The following is a 2,600-nucleotide window of genomic DNA, read 5'->3' as shown; positions in this document are numbered from 1 at the left end:
CTCCATTCATTAATATCTAGCCTGATTAATTCCTTTAAATTCTTATCCGAACGCTCTGGTACAATATCCTGGAAAGCATCAGAAGTGGACACGTGAATGTCAGGCATAGCAAGAACAATGAAGTATTGGCTTAGGTCCAATTCAATTTCTTCGAAATGATCTCCTTTTTCAAAAGCAAATACCGGCCTATTGCGGATAAAAAAAGCGCAATCAGCCCCCAAGAGGGAAGCATATTTCTCCATTTGACCTTCGGATAATTTCAGATTGAACTTCTCATCCATCAGCTTCAGGAAGAACGATGCATCTGAAGATCCGCCGCCTAAGCCGGCACCAATAGGGATGTTTTTATGGAGATGAATATGAACTGGCGGGAGTTTAAAATCTTGTGATAATAGTCTGTAAGCTTTTATGCAAATATTACCATCCATTTTCCCCGGTATATTAAGCCCGCTGGAAGTAAATGTTAGCTCCCTGGCTTCGATTATTTCGAGCACATCTTTGATCATTACCGGATAAAAAACAGTCTCGAGGTTATGATAACCATCCGCTCTCTTAGCGACAATGTTTAATCCGACATTGATTTTTGCGTTGGGAAACACTAACATATTGTTGACATACGAATATAGTTTTGAACAATAATAGGATGCCAAAAATACATTTATTTTATTTGCACTAAGGAGTTGTACGTTGTACGTTTTACGTTATACGTTTGAGTTTTAAGTTTTAGGTGATAAGTTATAAGTATGAACGCCTATGCCGACCACCCAGTCTAACAACTAATAACTAACAACTTAATACTAGTATGAAACAATATCTCGACTTAATGCAGCACGTGCTCGATAAGGGCACCCAAAAGCACGACCGCACGGGCACTGGCACGATCAGTGTTTTTGGGTACCAGATGCGATTTGACCTGCAGCAAGGTTTTCCCTTGGTTACCACGAAAAAAGTTCATTTAAGATCGATAATCCACGAGTTAATCTGGTTTTTAAAAGGTGAAACAAATATTAAATACCTTAAGGAAAATGGTGTAAGTATCTGGGATGAGTGGGCTGATGAGAATGGAGAATTAGGGCCGGTTTACGGCTCTCAGTGGAGATCCTGGCCAACACCGGATGGCGGCCACATTGATCAAATCAGCGGAATCATCAAACAGATAAAAACCAACCCTGATTCAAGAAGGATAATTGTATCAGCCTGGAACGTAGCAGAAATTGAGAATATGGCTCTTCCTCCATGCCATAGCTTTTTTCAATTTTATGTCGCAGACGGAAAATTAAGTTGTCAGTTATATCAGCGCAGCGCTGATATATTCCTTGGTGTGCCATTTAACATTGCATCCTATGCTCTGCTTACTATGATGGTAGCGCAAGTGTGTAATCTTCAGCCCGGCGATTTCATTCACACGCTTGGCGACGCACATCTGTATAATAACCACTTAGATCAAACAAGGTTGCAGTTACGCCGCGATGCTCGTCCTCTCCCCCAAATGAAGTTAAATCCAGAAGTAAAAAGTATTTTTGATTTTAAATTCGACGACTTTAGTTTGGAGAATTATGATCCACACCCTCACATTAAAGGAGCCGTTGCAATATGACATTTAGTCTCATAGTAGCCGTCGATGAAAACAACGGCATTGGAAAGGATAATAAGTTACCCTGGCACTTACCCGCAGACCTGAAACATTTCAAAAACCTGACCACTGGCCATCCCATTATTATGGGTCGGAAAACATTTGAATCCATAGGAAAAGCGCTACCTAACCGTTTGAATATTGTGGTGAGCCGTCAAAGCAGCTATACTGCAGAAGGTGCTACTGTTGTTTCATCTCTAGAGGAAGCAATGGGACTTTGCGACGAATCAGAGGAAGCTTTTATAATAGGTGGCGCTCAAATCTTTGAACATTCCTTCTCCTATGCCGATATCTTGTATCTTACAGTCATACACCATCAATTTGATGCGGACACTTTTTTCCCAAAAGTTGATAAAGAAACCTGGAAAGAGGTAGAAAGCACTACCCATGCCCCGGATGAAAAGAATCTATATTCCTACACTTTTATTAAATATAAAAGGGCCTGAAATAATCGGCATATTTCTGCTTAAAGAATTTTTAAAAACAAAAATTTAATTAGCTTTGCCGTCTTAACCAAAACAGCCTAAATTCAATATTGTTTACAATTTAAAATAAAAATGCAAGGTAAAGGACTAATTAAATTCGCCGCAATAGCATTGACGCTTGCGTGTTTGTATTCACTCTCATTCACGTGGATCGCGAATAAAGTTGAAAAGGATGCGCGTGAATTTGCAAACGGTAACCAAGCTAAGGAAAAGGTTTACCTCGATTCTGTAGCTTCATTGCCTGTTTTCAGTAGCCTGGATTACATTACGTATCAGTATGCCAAAGAGCGAGAGATTCCATTGGGATTGGACCTTAAGGGCGGTATGAACGTGACCATGGAGATCGCTTTAAGCGACATGGTGCGTAATCTGGCTAATAATAACACGGATGCAAATTTCAACGCAGCTATAAGGAATGCAGAAGCAGCGGTTGCGAGCGGCGAAAATGATTTCATTGCTGCCTTCGGTAAGGAATTTGAAAA

The 2,600-nt window shown here is 40.3% G+C and carries 3 protein-coding genes and 1 pseudogene; 3 read left to right on the top strand and 1 reads right to left on the bottom strand.

All coding sequences use genetic code 11. The features are described 5' to 3' along the window. The coding region (locus WBJ10_RS12230) for a 4-(cytidine 5'-diphospho)-2-C-methyl-D-erythritol kinase (protein ID WP_424290682.1) at positions 1 to 605 on the bottom strand (605 nt) is incomplete at its 3' end. Between the two features lie 197 nt (positions 606 to 802). On the opposite strand from WBJ10_RS12230, the gene WBJ10_RS12225 reads away from it, so the two are divergent. The 3 genes and pseudogenes from WBJ10_RS12225 to WBJ10_RS12215 all read left to right on the top strand — a co-directional run. Then, on the top strand, positions 803 to 1,597 hold the full coding sequence (locus tag WBJ10_RS12225) for a thymidylate synthase (protein WP_424290680.1): 795 nt from the start codon (positions 803 to 805) through the stop codon (positions 1,595 to 1,597). Next, on the top strand, positions 1,594 to 2,079 hold the full coding sequence (locus WBJ10_RS12220; protein WP_424290678.1) for a dihydrofolate reductase: 486 nt from the start codon (positions 1,594 to 1,596) through the stop codon (positions 2,077 to 2,079). The genes WBJ10_RS12225 and WBJ10_RS12220 overlap by 4 nt, the downstream gene beginning before the upstream one ends. Before the next feature lie 111 nt (positions 2,080 to 2,190). Continuing rightward, a pseudogene (locus WBJ10_RS12215) lies at positions 2,191 to 2,600 on the top strand (protein translocase subunit SecDF); the annotation flags it as partial.

Origin of the sequence: Daejeonella sp. (assembly GCF_049655485.1) — a bacterium.
Taxonomy (GTDB): Bacteria; Bacteroidota; Bacteroidia; order Sphingobacteriales; family Sphingobacteriaceae; genus Daejeonella.
The sequence above is the reverse complement of the archived record's forward strand: the minus strand, read 5'-3'. Positions and strand labels throughout refer to the sequence as shown.